General features: G+C 64.4%; 13 protein-coding genes. 4 read left to right on the forward strand and 9 right to left on the reverse strand.

Annotated features, from left to right (window positions below):
* Nucleotides 1–87: 87 nt before the first annotated feature.
* Nucleotides 88–2,157, forward strand: a complete 2,070-nt coding sequence (locus RSPPHO_RS01390) for a methyl-accepting chemotaxis protein (protein ID WP_014413500.1) — start codon at nucleotides 88–90, stop codon at nucleotides 2,155–2,157.
* A gap of 49 nt (nucleotides 2,158–2,206) precedes the next feature.
* Here RSPPHO_RS01390 and RSPPHO_RS01395 read toward each other — a convergent pair whose 3' ends face one another.
* The 4 genes from RSPPHO_RS01395 to RSPPHO_RS01410 form a co-directional block, all read right to left on the reverse strand.
* Nucleotides 2,207–3,028, reverse strand: a complete 822-nt coding sequence (locus RSPPHO_RS01395) for an ABC transporter permease subunit (protein ID WP_014413501.1) — start codon at nucleotides 3,026–3,028, stop codon at nucleotides 2,207–2,209.
* Nucleotides 3,025–3,981 (reverse strand): ABC transporter permease subunit, encoded by a 957-nt coding sequence (locus RSPPHO_RS01400; protein ID WP_242390547.1) that lies wholly within the window; start codon nucleotides 3,979–3,981, stop codon nucleotides 3,025–3,027. The genes RSPPHO_RS01395 and RSPPHO_RS01400 overlap by 4 nt, the downstream gene beginning before the upstream one ends.
* Entirely contained in the window at nucleotides 3,978–5,144 is a 1,167-nt protein-coding gene (locus RSPPHO_RS01405) for an ABC transporter ATP-binding protein (protein WP_014413503.1), read from the reverse strand. The genes RSPPHO_RS01400 and RSPPHO_RS01405 overlap by 4 nt, the downstream gene beginning before the upstream one ends.
* Before the next feature lie 159 nt (nucleotides 5,145–5,303).
* Nucleotides 5,304–6,407: a polyamine ABC transporter substrate-binding protein gene (locus tag RSPPHO_RS01410; RefSeq protein WP_041796285.1), complete on the reverse strand. Its 1,104-nt coding sequence runs from the start codon at nucleotides 6,405–6,407 to the stop codon at nucleotides 5,304–5,306.
* A 296-nt stretch (nucleotides 6,408–6,703) separates the two neighbouring features.
* On the opposite strand from RSPPHO_RS01410, the gene RSPPHO_RS01415 reads away from it, so the two are divergent.
* Nucleotides 6,704–8,020: an NAD(P)/FAD-dependent oxidoreductase gene (locus tag RSPPHO_RS01415; RefSeq protein WP_069187536.1), complete on the forward strand. Its 1,317-nt coding sequence runs from the start codon at nucleotides 6,704–6,706 to the stop codon at nucleotides 8,018–8,020.
* A gap of 166 nt (nucleotides 8,021–8,186) precedes the next feature.
* Here RSPPHO_RS01415 and RSPPHO_RS01420 read toward each other — a convergent pair whose 3' ends face one another.
* Complete coding sequence (locus RSPPHO_RS01420) at nucleotides 8,187–8,597, reverse strand: c-type cytochrome (RefSeq protein WP_014413506.1); 411 nt, start codon at nucleotides 8,595–8,597, stop codon at nucleotides 8,187–8,189.
* A gap of 722 nt (nucleotides 8,598–9,319) precedes the next feature.
* On the opposite strand from RSPPHO_RS01420, the gene rpoH reads away from it, so the two are divergent.
* The gene (gene rpoH, locus RSPPHO_RS01425; RefSeq protein ID WP_041793679.1) at nucleotides 9,320–10,225 is read left to right on the forward strand and encodes an RNA polymerase sigma factor RpoH; all 906 of its coding nucleotides are present in this window, start codon (nucleotides 9,320–9,322) and stop codon (nucleotides 10,223–10,225) included.
* 86 nt (nucleotides 10,226–10,311) lie between these two features.
* On the opposite strand, the gene RSPPHO_RS01430 is transcribed toward rpoH, so the two are convergent.
* Nucleotides 10,312–10,983: a hypothetical protein gene (locus RSPPHO_RS01430; RefSeq protein ID WP_014413508.1), complete on the reverse strand. Its 672-nt coding sequence runs from the start codon at nucleotides 10,981–10,983 to the stop codon at nucleotides 10,312–10,314.
* 26 nt (nucleotides 10,984–11,009) lie between these two features.
* Entirely contained in the window at nucleotides 11,010–11,396 is a 387-nt protein-coding gene (locus tag RSPPHO_RS01435) for a cyclic nucleotide-binding domain-containing protein (RefSeq protein WP_051013548.1), read from the reverse strand.
* A gap of 256 nt (nucleotides 11,397–11,652) precedes the next feature.
* Between RSPPHO_RS01435 and RSPPHO_RS01440 the strand changes: the two genes are divergently transcribed.
* The gene (locus RSPPHO_RS01440) at nucleotides 11,653–12,342 is read left to right on the forward strand and encodes a Crp/Fnr family transcriptional regulator (protein ID WP_014413510.1); all 690 of its coding nucleotides are present in this window, start codon (nucleotides 11,653–11,655) and stop codon (nucleotides 12,340–12,342) included.
* Nucleotides 12,343–12,547: 205 nt separating this feature from the next.
* On the opposite strand, the gene RSPPHO_RS01445 is transcribed toward RSPPHO_RS01440, so the two are convergent.
* Entirely contained in the window at nucleotides 12,548–13,456 is a 909-nt protein-coding gene (locus RSPPHO_RS01445) for a DMT family transporter (RefSeq protein WP_014413511.1), read from the reverse strand.
* A gap of 155 nt (nucleotides 13,457–13,611) precedes the next feature.
* Nucleotides 13,612–15,615, reverse strand: a complete 2,004-nt coding sequence (tkt, locus tag RSPPHO_RS01450) for a transketolase (RefSeq protein ID WP_041793681.1) — start codon at nucleotides 15,613–15,615, stop codon at nucleotides 13,612–13,614.
* Nucleotides 15,616–15,668: the final 53 nt, after the last annotated feature.

Below are 15,668 nucleotides of genomic sequence, written 5' to 3' on the forward strand. Positions count from 1 at the left end.
CCATAGCGATATACCACGAGCCGTCCCCGCTTCCCACCTTGTCCCAGGCATCCGTGTAGACGCCCAAGACGGCTCCGGGAGGTTGCCATGCCCCTTCGCCTGCAAATTATTGTTTCTTCTGTTCTGGTTGTTCTAACTGGGTTGTCTTTACTTGTTTTTTCCTCCTTAGCGTTTCAGGCCGATTTTGCCCGCAGCCTTGCCCTGGCCCGGCTGGAACAAGAGGCCCTGGCCGACACTCGCTTGGCCGGCCGCACGGTCAACCGGGCAATTGCTGTGGTTGAGGTTCTGGCGGCCACCATGAACCACTGGATCGAGGACGGCAGCTTTGAGCGCGCCCGCATGGCAAGCGTGGTGCGCGAAGCCACAAGCACGGATGAGACATTTTTTGGCGGCTCGGTTGTCATGGCAGCCGATGGCCTCGCCGATCCCGATGCCTTGCATCAAGGCAAGGACTTTTCCGACGCCACGGGACGGTTTGTCCCCTACTTCTACCGCTCGACCAGCGGCGAGATCGTCTACGAGCCGGTGGTGGTCCCGACAGACGGCACGGCCGATGCGTGGTTTGCCCTGCCCCAGCGCGAGCGCCGGCTGGTGGTCACGGCGCCGTTTCCCTATACCTTGTCCAGTGGTCAAACCATTTTGATGGCCACCGTCGCAGCCCCGATCAAAGGCAAGGGCGGACAGCCCACGGGGGTGACGACCATTGACCTGAGCCTCGCCGGCCTTCAACACGAACTGGCGGCCGTTCGGCCCTATGGCGTGGGCTGGGCCGGCCTTGTTGCGAGCGACGGTGCCTGGGTAGCGCATCCTGAGGTCAGCCTTCTTGGGACCCCGGTCAAGGATACGGACCTCCAGGCCCTGATCCGACAAAGCGCCGATGGCCACCCCCAGGCCTGGACCGGCCACGATAGCACCACGAACGAGACGGTGATCCGCGTTGCGGTCCCGGTCAAGTTCTCGGGAGCGCAGGAAAGCTGGACCTTGGTGTTGAGTGTGCCCGAAGCCGCCGTGATGGCGGAAGCGCGGGCCATGCGCACCACGCTGTTGTTGATTGGCCTGGGCGCCCTGATCTTGACGGTGGGCACGCTGGCTTTTGTGTCCAACACTGTTGTTCGCCCGTTGATCACGATTACCGCCACCTTGCGCCGCCTTGCCGACGGGGACACCTCGATCAACATTGGCGCCGAGCTCCGGCGAACCGACGAAGTGGGCGCCATGGCCCGCGCGGTGGCCACGTTCCGCGAGGCCGTCGTCGCCCGGCAAGACCTGGAACAGCAAAGCCAGCGCGACCACGAAGAGGCCGAAAAACGCCGACAACGGGGAATCCTGGAGATTGCCGGACGCTTTGAGAAAGAGATTGATTCGGCGGTGCGCACCTTGCGCCAGAGCCTCTCTCGCATTGAAAACGTCTCGGAGAACGTGCGCGCCGGCGCCCAAGACTCGGCCGAGCGCTCCGACGAAGCCCGCCGGACCACCGAAACCGTGGCCACCAATGTGGAGACGGTGGCGGCGGCCATGGAGCAACTGGCCGCCTCGGTCGGCGAAATCAGCGTGCAGATGCACCGGGCCCAACAGGCGGCCCAGGTCGGCGGCGAGCAGGCCCAAGGCGCGGTCGAGCGGGTTCAGGGCCTCGTGGACGCAGCCACCCAGGTCGGCGACGTGGTCACCCTGATCACCGACATTGCCAACAGCACCAATCTGTTGGCCTTGAACGCGACCATCGAGGCCGCTCGGGCTGGCGACGCCGGCAAAGGCTTTGCCGTAGTGGCCCACGAAGTCAAAAGCCTCGCCACCCAGACGGCCCAGGCCACCGACCGCATTGCCCGGCAGATCGCCTTGATCCAAAGCAGCACGGCCCGCGCCGCCCAGGATATCGAGGGGGTGGCCGACCACATCCGCACCCTGACCGACATTGCCACCTCGGTGGCCGGTGCGGTCGAGGAGCAAAACGCCGCCACCGCCGAAATCAACCGGGCCCTGGCCGATGTCTCGCAAGGCACGGGCGCCCTGGCCGAGATGATCACCAGCGTCTCCCATGGGGCGCAGCGCGACGGCGAGGCCATCGGCACCCTGACGCGGGACCTGAAGGTGATTCAGGATGCGGCGGTGGATGTGGAAAAGACCGTGGAGGGCTTTGCCCGCTCGTTGCGGTCCTGAGCCGGAAGGGGAAGGCTGGGGAGGCTTGCCTCCCCAGACCCCTCGTTTTTTAGGGATCGGCCCGGGCGGTCAGGCGCTCCTGGCGCCATTGCAGCCAGCCGGCAACGGCGATGCCCAGGGTGGCCAAGAGGACCACCAAGGTGGCGAGGGCGTTGATCTCGGGACTGACGCCAAGCCGCACCGATGAGAACACCACCATCGGCAAGGTCGAGGACGACGGGCCGGAAACGAAGCTGGCGATCACCAAGTCGTCCAAGGACAAGGTGAAGGACAGCAGCCAGCCCGCCATGAGGGCCGGGGCGATCACCGGGATGGTGATGAGGAAGAACACCTTCAGCGGCCGCGCCCCCAGATCCATGGCCGCCTCTTCGATGGAGCGATCCATGCCCTGAAGACGGGCTTGCATCACCACCGCAACGTAGGCGGTGGAGAAGGTGATGTGGGCGATGGTGATGGTGGTCACCCCCCGCCCCTCGGGCCACCCCAACAGGTGCTCCATGGACACGAACAGCAACAAGGACGCAAGGCCGGTGATCACCTCGGGCATGACCAGGGGGGCCGAGAGCATGCCCGAAAACAAGGTGCGGCCGCGAAACCGGCCAAAGCGCACCATGACCAGGGCGGCCAGGGTGCCAAGCGCGGTGGCGACCGAGGCGGTGGTCACGGCGATACGCAGCGAGATCCAGGCCGCACCCAGCAACTGGTCATTTTGCAGCAGGGCACCGTACCATTTGGTTGAAAACCCAGCCCACACCGTGACCAGCCGCCCACCGTTGAACGAGTAGATGATCAAAAGCAGAATCGGCACATAGAGAAAGGCAAAACCGAACGCCAGCACCGAGAAGAGAAAGCCATTGCGCCGCCAGCTCATGACTTTTCCTCCGCGTCAGCCGCCGCCTCGCGCGCTTGCAGATATTGGAAGATCATGATGGGAGCAACCAGCATGATCAGCATGACAACGGCCACGGCCGACGCCACAGGCCAGTCCCGGTTCAAGAAGAACTCGTTCCACAACACCCGGCCAATCATGAAAGTATCGGCGCCGCCGAGCAGCTCGGGAATGACGAACTCGCCCACGGCCGGAATAAACACCAGCATACACCCAGCAATGATGCCCGGCGCGGACAACGGCAAGGTGACCTTGACAAAGGCCTGCCACGGCCGGCACCCCAAATCGTAGGCCGCTTCGAGCAAGCTGGGATCGAGCTTCTCCAAGGTGGAGTACAAGGGCAAGATCATGAACGGCAGGTAGGAGTAGACGATGCCAATGAACACCCCCCAGTCGCTGCCGGCAATCAGCAAGGGTTGGTCGATGAGGCCCAGGGCCATCAAGGCTTGGTTGACGAGGCCGTTGCCCTTGAGCAACCCCACCCAGGCATAGACCCGGATCAGAAAAGAGGTCCAAAACGGCAAGATCACCAAGAACAGCAAAAACGTCCGTGGCCCCTTGGGAGCCCGGGCGATGGCGTAGGCCATGGGATAGGCAATCAACAAGGTGATCAGAGTCGAGATACTGGCGATACGGATGGAGTTGAGAAAGGCGATCAGGTACTGGCGATCCTCCAGCAGACTCATATAGTTGGAGATGGCCAGCGTGATCGTGACATAGGCCTGATCGGTGTAGGTGATCAGGTCGGTAAACGGCGGAATGCCCAAACGATACTCGGCAAACGAGATTTTGAGCACCAGGGCAAAGGGCAGCAAGAAGAACAGCAGCAGCCACCCAAAGGGCACGGCCAGGATCAGGCGGCGCCCGCCTTGATGCAAGCGCTCGTCCACAATCCAGCGGGCCCGGCGCAGCAGGTCGAGGGCCCGGGCGTTCACGACGTCACCACCACCGGGCTGCGCTCGGTCCAGGACACGAACACCCGATCCTCCCAGGCGATGGTCCATTCCACATCGCGAGCGTGGTTGGCGACCGTGCTGCGCACCCGCTTGCCGCTTTCGAGTTGCACGATGTAAGTCGAGGTGGAGCCAAGATACACGATGTCGCGCACGACCCCCTCGGCCCAGTTGGAGGGGCCAGTGGGCTTTTCGGTCGAGAGCGTTACCTTTTCGGGGCGGAGGGCCGCCCACACGGTGGAGCCTTCGCGACCGCTGATGCCGTGGCCGACAAAGATGGGCACGGGCAGGTCGGGGCAGGCAATCGCCACGTGGTCGGGCTCGTCATCAACCAAAATGCCTTCGAAGATATTCACGTCGCCGAAAAACTCGGCCACGAACAAGGTGTTGGGATACTCGTACATGGCCTGGGGCGCGTCGATCTGGACGATCGAGCCCTGGTTCATGATCGCCACCCGATCGGCCATGGTCATGGCCTCTTCCTGGTCGTGGGTCACCACCACAAAGGTGATGCCGGTGCGCTCTTGGATGTTGACCAAGTCGAGCTGGGTGCGTTCGCGCAGCTTTTTGTCAAGCGCCGACAAGGGTTCGTCCAACAGCAAGACGCGCGGGTGTCGGGCCAAGGCCCGCGCCAGGGCCACGCGCTGACGCTGCCCGCCGGAAAGCTGGTTGGGCTTGCGCTTGGCAAAGCGCTCCAGTTCGACCAGGGCCAGCATCTCCTTGACCCGGTCCTCGCGCTGCTTGCGCGCCATGCCATCTTGGCGCAGGCCAAAGGCGATGTTTTGCTCCACCGTCATGTGGGGGAACAGGGCATAGGACTGGAACATCATGTTGACCGGGCGGTCGTAGGGCGGTACCCCGGTCATGTCCTTGCCGTCGATGAGCAAGCGGCCGCTGGTGGGTTGCTCGAATCCGGCCATCATGCGCAACAAGGTCGTCTTGCCGCACCCAGAGCCCCCAAGCAGACACAAAAATTCGCCCTCGAAGACATCAAGCGACACCCCGTCCACGGCGGTGAAATCGCCGAATTTCTTGACGACGTTCTCAATTTCAACGATGGGCGGCCCCAGTTTCTTGGTGCAGCCGGGGAGATCGGGCGGGGATTTGACCGCTTTGGCGCCCGGTGGTTTCGTGTTCTCCGGCATCGGGCCGGTTCTCCTGCTGGCATGAAGGCCGGCGAGGCGCGTCCCCGTCCTGCCGGCTGCTTATTGCATCAAATTTTCCGAGGGGTCCGGGGAGGCAAGCCCCCCCGGCCTTTTTCTGAACCGTCCGTCCTGGAGCCTCTGCCCAGAGGCCGGGCCGTTTTAGATCCCGGTCTTGATCTTGTTCCAAGCGCGAGTGCGGATGCGCTCCAGCTTGGGATCCACGGCGGTCTGGACGAACAGCTTGTCCATGACGGCCTGGGGCGGATAGATCTCGGGGTTGTTGCGCACGGCCTCGTCGATGAGCGGGAGCGACGCCTTGCTGCCGTTCGGGTACATCACGAAATTGCTGATGGCGGCGGTAATTTCTGGCTTCAAGATAAAGTTGATGAAGGCGTGAGCGTTCTCGGGGTGCGKGGCATCAGCGGGAATGACCATGCTGTCAAACCACATCAAGGTGCCTTCCTTGGGAATCACGTACTTGATGTGAACCCCATTCTTGGCTTCCTCGGCGCGATTTTTGGCCTGCATCAGGTCGCCCGAGTAGCCAAACGCCATACAGATGTCGCCGTTGGCCAGGGCGTTGATCATCTCGGAGGAATGGAACTTCTGAATGTAGGGCCGAACCTTGAGCCACAACTCGGTGGCCTTTTCGATATCGGCCGGGTCTTTGCTGTCCGGGGGCAGGCCCAGATAGTTGCGCGCGACCGCAAACACCTCGGAGGCAGAGTCGAGGACGTAGATGCCGCACTTGGCGATCTTGGAAGCGTACTCGGGCTTGAAGAGCAGATCGAGGGAATCGAGCGGTACGTCCGGTCCCAGGACCTCGCGCAGCTTGGCTTCGTTGATCCCCAGACCGTTGGTGCCCCACATATACACGACCGCATGGGCGTTGCCCGGGTCGTTGTGGGCCACGCGTTCCATGATGGCGGGATCAAGATTGCCGTAGTTGGGGATCTTGCTCTTGTCGAGGGGGCGGACAATCTTGCCCTTGACGAAGCGCTCCATGAAGTCGCCGGTCGGCATCACCACGTCATAGCCCGACGACCCGGCCATCAGCTTGGATTCCAGGATCTCGTTGCTATCGTAAACGTCGTAATTGACTTTGATGCCGGTTTCTTGCTGGAACTTTTCCAGCGTGTCCTCGGCGATATAGTCCGACCAGTTGTAGACGTTGAGGACTTTTTCCTCTGCCGCCGCCGCCTGGCCCGCGACCAGGGCGACCAGGGAGGCGCCGGCGAGGGCGCGCAGGAGTTTGGACGCCATCAGGACCTTCTCCTTCATGACACGAGAATGATCTTACCGCCTTGAGCACCCCTCCTCCGGAAAGGCGGTGGCCCGACCGGATCCGAGGGGCGGGGGGCCAACCACGGCTTGAGGCAACTGATAGTCAAAGCGCGCCCCTTGGCAACAGATAATCGCGTTGCAGCCGAGGCAGCCCCTTCCTTGTTCCCCCTCCCCGTCAGCCGATGCCCCTGTCCGGCCAAGGGACATGACGGCCTCACCGCCCTGTGGTAAATAAAAGTCCCTGTTCCCAGTGTCGCCATGGAAAAAGGCTTCCCATGACTCGAACCCCCCATTGCTGGTACACGGACACCGCCGATCTTCCCGAACTTCACGCTCCCCTGAATGGGGACGCGAGTGCCGACGTCTGCGTCGTGGGCGCCGGCATCACCGGCCTTGCCGCCGCCCTGACCCTCGCCCAGCGCGGCTTGTCGGTTCGGGTCCTGGAAGCCCGCACCATCGGTTTTGGCGCCTCGGGCCGCAACGGAGGGCACCTGATCGCCGGCTATGCCGGGACCCCCATGACCGGGGTCGAGGGCCTGGATCCGGCCACCAAGGGCCTGATGATGGCTCTGGGAACCGAGGCCCTGGCCACCACCCAAGCCCTGATCTCGGCCAACGGCATTGCCTGCGATCTCAGCCTGACCGGCACCTTGCGCGTCGCCGCCAAACCGCGCCACGTGGCCGCCTTGCAGGCCCTCGGCCGGCAGTGGGACGAGGCGGGTGTCTCGTTGGAGTACCTGGACCGCTCGGGACTGGAGAACGCCCTGAAGTCGCGGGCCTTCGCCGCCGGGGTGCGCGATCCGCGTGGCGGACACCTGCACCCCTTGAAGTACACCTTGGGCCTAGCCCAGGCCGCCGAGCAGGCTGGGGTCGTCTTCCACGAGAACACCCCTTATCTCGGCCACAGCCGCAAGAAAGACGATCTGGTCATCGTGCGCACCCCCCGGGCCGCCTTGTCCGTGCGCTGGCTGATCCTGGCCGGCGATGCCTTCTTGTGGGAGCGCCAGCAGGCCCCGGGCCACACCACCTTGCCCGTGAACACCTTCATGATCGCCACCGAGCCCCTTGAGGCCGACAAGGCCCAAAGCCTGATCCCCGGCAACGAGGCCGTGCGCGATACCGCCGTGGCGCCCCATCACTTCCGGCGCACCCCGGATCACCGCTTGCTGTTGGGTGGGATCGTGACCGCAGCAACCATTGACCCCTTCAATATGGGCTACCCTCTGCGCGCCAAGCTCGACGAGATCTTCCCCGGCCTGCCCAAGGACCTGCGCGTGACCCATGCCTGGGGCGGGCCGGTGTCGGTGACACGCAACCGCCTGCCCCACTTTGGCCGCCTGGAGCGCAACGTGTTGTTTGCCCAGGGCTTTTCAGGGCAGGGCTTGGCGCTGGCCGGTCAGGCGGGTGTCATGATGGCCGGTGTCGTCGGCCAGACCGAGGAGCGCTTCGACGCGGTGGCCCGTTTGCCGCACAAGACCTTCCCGGCCTCGCGCCACCTGCGCGTGCCCACCACCTTGGCTGCCATGGCGCGCCTGTGGTTCGAGGAAACCAAGGCGGATTACGAGTATAAGCGGGCCCAGCGCAAGGGTTAGAAAACAGGGGAGAGAAAAAAACACGGCTGGGGAGGCGCAGCCTCCCCAGACCCCTCTCTTCCTGGGCAGGGCAGGAGCCCCGATCCCTCAAACGCCAGCCAAAACAAAACCGCCGCCAGGATCACCCGGGCGGCGGCTTCAGGGCCGGTCTGTTCGACGGCGCTTTTTACTTCAGGGTATGAAGATAGGCGATGACATTGGCAGCGTCTTCGTCCTTCTCCAGACGGAAGATCATCTTGGAGTTGGCCTTGGGATCGCCGGACTTCGCCTGAACGTAGCCCTTCGGATCCAGCAGGTAGGACTTCAGAGCGGCATCATCCCAGGCATGACCCTTCTGCCCCATGGTCACATAGCCCGGGGAATAGGAATACCCGGCGAACGTGCCGGTGGTGCGGCCGAACACGCCAAACAGCGGCGGGCCGACCTTAATCGGGCCCCCCTTGTTCAGGTCGTGGCAAGCCGTGCACTTGGCTTTAGCGATTTTCTCGCCGGCGGCGGCGTCGCCAGCAGCGAAGGCCGTGCCATTGGCCAGGGCCATGGCGATCACGACGCCAGCGGCCAGAATACCTTTGTTCATCGTCTACTCCTCTCCACTACGCCTGTGCTACGGGTCGCGACCGGGCGCGGGCGCCTGCCATAGACAAACCCTGCCCATCGGACCGGGGGCACGCCCCCGTGAACAGAGCCGAGTCATACAGGAGATGACGGTTCGAAGAAAGCCCCTTGAGACGTTTTACTGAGGGAACCGGCACTCAAGAAGGGGAACACTTTAAAAAGGAAACCACACCTCCATGGCATCCCCAAGGCGCCTTAGGGGCAAGATGAAGGCACCAGCCCCCCTTAGCCCCAGGCGCGGGAAGCGCAACACACCGCCTCCCGGATCGCCCTTCCCCAGTCTTCTTTCTTGCCTTCGCCGCCCCGGAGCCCCGTTCCCCCGATGGCCCCGGCAAACCTGACTAAAGACGTTGACGGAAGCTCTCCTCCTTGGCAAAATCGGTTAGGGTTTGGTTGCCGATGAAACCGGGACCAAGCTCGGGGTTCGACCAAATTGGTGAACCGAAAGGCGTTTTTCTCGTAAGACGCGGGTCAACTTGGTGGCCGCACTCACAACGAGATCAACACAAGGGGTTCAAAGGCCTGGACACTGTGCCCTCTCTTCTTGGCGCCGCCTTTGCCCCGTCGCACTTTCGACACCTTTTGCCGTCTCAATGGACCCGTGGGTGCAACCTGTCCGGAGCCTGCGGTCCCCCGGGGGCCGAGCTCACGGGATGGCCCGACGCGAAAGGAGTGGCTGCCATCATGACCCAGAACCGCCATGTACTGCCTGCCCTGGCCGACGAAGGGGGTCTGTCGCGCTACCTCACCGAAATCAAGCGCTACCCCATGCTGGAGGCCGAGGAAGAATACGCGCTGGCCAAGCGCTTGCAGGATGACGGAGACCGCGACGCGGCACACCGCCTCGTCACCAGCCACCTGCGCCTCGTCGCGAAAATCGCCATGGGCTATCGCCACTACGGACTGCCGGTCTCGGACCTCGTGGCCGAGGGCAACATCGGCCTGATCAAGGCCGTCAAGAAATTCGAACCCGATCGCGGCTTCCGCTTGGCCACCTATGCCATGTGGTGGATCAAGGCCAGCATCAACGAATACATCCTCAACAGTTGGTCGCTGGTGAAGGTCGGCACCGTGGCGGCCCAGAAAAAACTCTTCTTCAACCTCCGTCGATTGAAGGCCAAGCTCGGCGTCTACGAAGAAGGCGATCTGCCCCCGGAAGCCGTCACCAAAATCGCCGAGACCCTCAAGGTCAGCGAAAAGGATGTGGTGATGATGAACCGGCGCTTGGCCGGCCCGGATTCGTCGCTCAACGTCCCGGTGGGCGAGGATCAGACCCTCGATCGCATTGATCTGCTCGTCGATGACAGCGAAAACCAAGAAGAGCGCTTGGCGGCGCGGGAAGAGCAGCAGGTCGGCCGCGCCTTGTTGCGCGACGCCCTCGCCACCCTCACCGACCGCGAACGCCACATCATCACCGCGCGACGCCTGCGAGCCGAGCCGGTGACCCTGGAGGAACTGGGCGGAGAATATGGGGTGAGCCGCGAGCGGGTCCGCCAGATTGAAAACCGGGCTTTTGAAAAGCTTCAGTCCTCGGTGCGCAAGGCGGCCCGCGCCCTCAACGAGCGTGACCCCCGCACCGCTCCGGTCTAACCCCCGGCCAGCGCATTTGACAACGATGAAGTCTGGGGAGGCTTGCCTCCCCAGCCCCCTCCTCTCCTCAGAAAGTCCCTGGCGTTTTAAGGCGCGGCCAGGGTGCCGGCCGGAATGGTCACGCTCTTGCCCCGGGTGGCCGAGCCGAGTTCCGCCGCCAGCGGCGCCGCCACGAGCAGCAGGCGATCCCCATCGGCCAAATTCTCAACCTTGGCCGTCGCCCAGCCCAGCCACAGCCGCCTCCCATTGACCCGATCGGACAAGCCCAAATCCACGCGAATGTCGGGGCCGGCCACGGCGGGGACCGGGGCCTCGCGCACGCCGCCCAAGACGCTGGCTTGGGTATTGGAAAAGACCCGCAGGCCGACCGCGACGGCATCCTCGCCGCCGCGTCCGGTGCCGGCTTGGCCGCGCAGCAGCACCGGGGCCGTATCGGCCGGAGGACGCCCCGGGGCGTTCGCCGCGCTGGTATCGATATCAAGGACCAAGGGAGCGTCGGCGCCGCCAAGACGCACCCCCCGGGCCTTCAGCGCCTTTTCAACCCAGACCTTGAGACGCTGGTTGGCCGGCGCATCATCGAACACCCGCACCATGACCGGACGGTCCAAGCTCACCGAGCCCAGGGGCATGGCGTGGACGGTAACCACGGCGGGGCTGGGCAGCACCACGCCGGGGTCACTCTCTGCCCGGGCCGGCGCCGAGAGTCCCACGATCAGGGCCAGGGCAAACGCGGCAGGAAGACGACCTCTCGAGAACATCGGGATCTCCGTGGGCTGGACGCATGTCAGCGGATGCCAAGAATCAGGCGGACGTTTTCCGTGGTGATGGTGCGGATGATCACGACAAACCGCTCCAGCAAGCTGCGGATCAAGGGGTCCGTGCTATTGAGATAGCGCGCGAACTCGCTCTTGGGAATACGGATCAGCAGGGTTTCCTCGACGGCACGGGCGGTCGCGCTCCGAGGCATGTTATCGATCAGAGCCATTTCGCCAACGATCCCGCCCTCGCCTTCGGTGGTGATGACGACCTCGGCGCTGCCCAGGCGGCGCGAGACCTCGACGAGGCCCCGTTGCACATAGTAGGCGCAGTCTCCCTCTTCTCCTTCCGTAAACAAGAGAGCCCCGGGGGACAGGGAGAGGGTCAGGGACGTATCGACGGCAAAGTCGGTCATTGCAGGAATCCCTCCAGGGAAGGCCGGGCCCAGTGTACCCCCGACCGCGCCCGACGCGAACCCCTCGCGACGCTCCCGGACCTCAGGAAGGAAGGGTCTGGGGAGGCCGCCGCCTGCGCCCCCTGCTTCTCTTCTTGTTTGCCCTGTCCCTTGCATCCTTAGTCATTGTCGGCCAAGGTTTGCTCAAGAATCACGCGGACGTCCGGGCAACCGCGCCCGTTGGACGACACTTTGCAAAAGAGGCACGGCGGCGGCCATGGTGACCGACTCGCTCGACGGTATTGCGCTTCTCGAAGAACTCGATCCCTCGCAGCGTCAGGAACTGGCGCGCCTGTGCCGCTGGCGGCGGTATGCCGCCGGGGAACAGATCATTGACCGGCAAAGCGAAACCCGCGACGTCTTTTTCGTGGTGCGCGGGCAGGCCCGGGTGGTCATCTACTCGGCGTCGGGACGCGAGGTGTCCCTCGACGACATCACCGAAGGCGGCTTTTTTGGGGAACTGGCCGCCCTGGATGGCGCACCGCGCTCGGCGAGCGTCATGGCGGTGTCGGAATGTCTGGTAGCGACCATGTCGCCTGAGCTGTTTTTGAAGATCATCCGCGAGCAAGGAAGCGTGGCGATGCAACTGCTGTGGCGCTTGGCGGCCATGGTCCGAGCCTCGACCGAGCGCATTGTGGATCTCTCGACGCTGGGCGCCAATAACCGGGTCCAAGCCGAAATCCTGCGCCGCGCCCTGGAAGCACGCACCGATCCCGAAGGCCGGCCCGTCATTCAGCCGATTCCCGTCCATGGCGAGGTGGCGAGCCGCGTCAGCACCACCCGCGAAACGGTGGCCCGGGTCCTGAGCGATCTGGCTCGGCGTGGCATTGTGCGACGCGAACGCGACGCCTTGCTGGTGCTGGACCTGGGCCGTCTTGAGGTCATGGTCTCGGACATGGCCGGATAAAGCGGAACGACGTTATGCGCGCAATTTTAAATTTTTTGTCCGCGATGTGATTGCCGTCACAGGGGCTTCCCTGCTCAGGGTGTAGGGTCGTTTTTGCCTGGAGCCCCGCACCGGTTGTATCCCAACCAGGGGAGCCCAGGGTATCGGTATCCTCTTTTCCTCAAGAGCGCACCTTGGCGGTGTCTGAAGGGACACCGCCCTTTTTTTAGCTTTTTTTCTGCCGCCGCTCGCCACGCTGCAAAATGAAAATGCCGGCCATGACCACGGCAAAGCCGGCCTGCTGCGCCAGCGACAAGGTTTCGTCCAGCAGCAGCCAGGCGAGCGCCAAGGTGATGGCTGGCCCCAACAGACTCAACAGGCCCGCCCGTTCGGCCCCCCACCGGCGGATGCCCTCGAACAAAAAGAAAAAGGGGATCACCGTACAAAGCACGGCGATCACGACGGCCCACCCCCACGCCACCGGATCGAGAGTCCAGCCGCCACCGAGGAAAGGCGCCACGGGCACGATGCACACCATCACCGCCGTGTTGGCCAACGCGGTGAAGCGCGCCGAGCCAATGCGCTGGGTCAAGGCCTGGGTGCGGTTGAGAAACAGGGCATAAGTCACGGCCGAGCCCAGAGCCAGGACCACCCCCTCCCAGCGCACGCCGGCCCCTTGTCCTGGCACCACCACCAGCAGCAGGCCGATGTAGGTGATGGCAAACGCCAGCAAACGGGAGCGTCGCGGCCACGTGCGCCGCTCCACCGCCTGGAACACCAGAATAAACGCGGGGTAGGTGAACAAGATGACCCGGGAAATGCCGGCATCAATGAAGGTCAGGGCGGAAAAATCGCACACCGTGGCCGCAAGAAACAACAAGCCAGCCCCGGCACAGGCCCCAATCTCGCGCCACCCCAACGGCGGCTGGGGCCGCCCATGATTGACCAGCCGCTCCCCCAGCCAGAACAACGGCACCGACAGGACAAAGCGCAGGACAAGCAGCATGCCCACGCCCATGCCCGCCCCATAGGCAAACTTGGCGGCAATGCCCTTGAACGACAAGGCAACGGTCGCCACCAGCACCATCCAGGGCGCCCAGTCCACGGCCCCCAGCGAATGCGACGGGTTTTTCATCGGTCAAACGCTCCCAACAACGGAAGCGCCAGCTTAAAACATGCGACGCCGCCTCGCCTTGCAAAACGTCCCGGTCAGGCGCAGCAACGGCACTTTCCACTCCCCAAGGAATCGAGGGGTCTGGGGAGGCCAGCCTCCCCAGCCTTCCCGTTCCCTTAAACCAACAACGCCCGCAGCCGCTGGGCCACAGCCTCCGCCGTAAAGCCAAAGTGCTTGAACAGCACCGGCGCCGGCGCCGACTCGCCAAACGTCGTCATACCGACCACATCGCCTTCCAGGCCGACCACCTTCCACCACGGGTCGGTGTGCCCGGCCTCGACGGCCAGACGCGGCAGCCCGCGCGGCAACACCGCATCACGCTCGGCAGCCGGCTGAGCCAAGAACAATCCCAGGTTAGGCACCGAGACCACCCGAACCTTAATCCCCTCGGCATCCAGCAGGGCCTGGGCAGCAAGCGCCAGCCCGACCTCGGAGCCCGAGGCCAAAATCACGGCCTGGGCGCCCTCGCGATCAGTGAGAACGTAGCCGCCCCGAGCCACGGCCGCCTTCTGGGCCGGCGTGCGGGTCTGGGCCGGCAGGTTCTGACGCGAGAGCAGCAAGGCCGAGGGACCGTCGGCCTTCTTGAGGGCGCAGATCCAGGCCGTCGCCGTTTCAAAGCCGTCGCACGGACGCCAGACATCAAGGTTGGGGATCAGGCGCAAGGCCGCGGCGTGCTCGACCGGCTGATGAGTCGGGCCATCCTCGCCCAAACCGATGGAGTCGTGGGTCAACACATGGATGACCCGCCGCTTCATCAGCGCGGCCATACGGATGGCGTTGCGCTCATAATCCGAGAACACCAGGAAGGTCCCGGCGAAGGGAATGAAGCCGCCATGCAAGGTCATGCCATTGAAAATGGCGGCCAGACCGAACTCACGCACGCCAGCCGACAAATAGCGCCCGGCCGGGCCATCGTTGATGCGCGCCACCTGGGGCCAATCGGTCAGGTTGGAACCGGTGAGGTCGGCCGAGCCGCCCAGCATTTCGGGCACCACCGGGGCCAGACGGCCGATGACCATCTGGCTGGCCTTGCGGCTGGCGATGTCGCCGGCTTGATCCAGAGCGTCGAGCGTCGCCTGGGCCAAGGCGTCGAAGTCGGCTGGCAGCGCGCCGGACAAGCGGCGCTCCAGTTCGGCCGCCAACTCGGGATAGGCGCTGCGGTAGGCGGCGAACGCCTCTTGCCACGCGCTTTCGGCGGCGGCGCCGGAGGTGCGGGCGTCGAAGACGGCGCGGGCGGCGTCGGGCACGCTGAAGGGGGCGTGCGGCCAGTCCAGGGCCACGCGCATGGCAGCGATCTCGGCATCGCCCAGCGGGGCGCCGTGCACGTCGTGGGTCCCGGCCTTATTGGGGCTGCCCTGGCCGATGACGGTCTTGCAGCAAATCAGGGTCGGGCGCTGGGTCTCGGCCCGGGCGTCGGCCAGAGCACGGCCCAGGGCCTCGACATCGTGACCGTCCACCGCCTCGATCACCTGCCAGCCGTAGGCGCGGAAGCGGCCTGGGGTGTCGTCGCTGAACCAGCCCTCAACGTGCCCATCAATGGAGATGCCGTTGTCGTCGTAAAGGCAAATCAGCTTGCCCAGACCCAAGGTGCCGGCCAGCGAACAAACCTCGTGGCTGATGCCTTCCATGAGACAGCCATCGCCCAGCAACACATAGGTGTGGTGGTCGATCACCGCATGGCCGGGGCGGTTGAAGGTTTCGGCCAGCAGGCGCTCGGCCAGGGCCATGCCCACCGCATTGGCCACTCCTTGGCCGAGCGGACCGGTGGTGGTCTCGACACCCGGGGTCACGTCCACCTCGGGGTGCCCCGGGGTGCGGCTGTGCAGTTGGCGGAACTGGCCCAGATCCTCGGCGCTGAGGTCATAGCCGGCCAGATGCAGCACAGCATAAAGCAGCATGGAACCGTGCCCGTTGGACACCACCACGCGGTCGCGGTTGGCCCAGGCCGGGTTGGCGGGGTTGTGGCGCACGAAGCCGCCGTCCGCCCGCCACAGGGCGACGGCGATCTCGGCCATGCCCATGGGCATGCCGGGATGGCCCGACTTCGCCTTCTGGACCGCGTCGGCGGCCACCATGCGAAGGGCGGTGGCCGCCTGGCCAACGGAGGGAACGACGGTCATGGACTCTTCTCCTTGAAGGGGGAACCGGCGGGGGAGCAGCGGAGGAAAAAAGG

This window comes from Pararhodospirillum photometricum DSM 122 (assembly GCF_000284415.1).
Classification (GTDB): Bacteria; Pseudomonadota; Alphaproteobacteria; order Rhodospirillales; family Rhodospirillaceae; genus Pararhodospirillum; species Pararhodospirillum photometricum.

What these genes read in the sequence shown, in the direction of transcription:
- RSPPHO_RS01390 (WP_014413500.1), top strand. Translation starts at nt 88, where the DNA reads ATGCCCCTTCGCCTGCAAATTATTGTTTCTTCTGTTCTGGTTGTTCTA.
- RSPPHO_RS01395 (WP_014413501.1), bottom strand. Translation starts at nt 3,028, where the DNA reads ATGAGCTGGCGGCGCAATGGCTTTCTCTTCTCGGTGCTGGCGTTCGGT.
- RSPPHO_RS01405 (WP_014413503.1), bottom strand. Translation starts at nt 5,144, where the DNA reads ATGCCGGAGAACACGAAACCACCGGGCGCCAAAGCGGTCAAATCCCCG.
- RSPPHO_RS01415 (WP_069187536.1), top strand. Translation starts at nt 6,704, where the DNA reads ATGACTCGAACCCCCCATTGCTGGTACACGGACACCGCCGATCTTCCC.
- RSPPHO_RS01420 (WP_014413506.1), bottom strand. Translation starts at nt 8,597, where the DNA reads ATGAACAAAGGTATTCTGGCCGCTGGCGTCGTGATCGCCATGGCCCTG.
- rpoH (WP_041793679.1), top strand. Translation starts at nt 9,320, where the DNA reads ATGACCCAGAACCGCCATGTACTGCCTGCCCTGGCCGACGAAGGGGGT.
- RSPPHO_RS01430 (WP_014413508.1), bottom strand. Translation starts at nt 10,983, where the DNA reads ATGTTCTCGAGAGGTCGTCTTCCTGCCGCGTTTGCCCTGGCCCTGATC.
- RSPPHO_RS01435 (WP_051013548.1), bottom strand. Translation starts at nt 11,396, where the DNA reads ATGACCGACTTTGCCGTCGATACGTCCCTGACCCTCTCCCTGTCCCCC.
- RSPPHO_RS01440 (WP_014413510.1), top strand. Translation starts at nt 11,653, where the DNA reads ATGGTGACCGACTCGCTCGACGGTATTGCGCTTCTCGAAGAACTCGAT.
- RSPPHO_RS01445 (WP_014413511.1), bottom strand. Translation starts at nt 13,456, where the DNA reads ATGAAAAACCCGTCGCATTCGCTGGGGGCCGTGGACTGGGCGCCCTGG.
- tkt (WP_041793681.1), bottom strand. Translation starts at nt 15,615, where the DNA reads ATGACCGTCGTTCCCTCCGTTGGCCAGGCGGCCACCGCCCTTCGCATG.